This window comes from Pauljensenia sp. UMB6358, assembly GCF_030216865.1.
GTDB classification, from domain to species: Bacteria; Actinomycetota; Actinomycetes; order Actinomycetales; family Actinomycetaceae; genus Pauljensenia; species Pauljensenia turicensis_A.
Map to the genome: position 1 here is coordinate 1 of NZ_JASOMS010000316.1, position 229 is coordinate 229.

Consider the following 229-nt stretch of genomic DNA (forward strand, 5'->3'; position numbering starts at 1 on the left):
CAGTCATCCACCTGATCGATCACTGCGTCTGCGACCTCACGCATGGACAGGCGACGATCCATGGACGTCTTCTGGATCCATCGGAACGCCTCAGGCTCAGTCATGTCCATCTTTTCCATCAGGAGTCCCTTGGCGCGGTCAACGCGCTTGCGCGTCTCGAAACGCTCCGACATGTCGGAGATTTCTTCTTCCAGTGACTCGATTTCACGGTGACGGGACAGGGCGATTT

General features: G+C 56.8%; 1 protein-coding gene. It reads right to left on the reverse strand.

Going from position 1 to position 229, the window contains the following annotated elements; all coding sequences use genetic code 11:
- A partial coding sequence (locus tag QP381_RS09600) for an ANTAR domain-containing response regulator (RefSeq protein WP_285068824.1) occupies nucleotides 1-229 on the reverse strand: 229 nt, incomplete at both ends.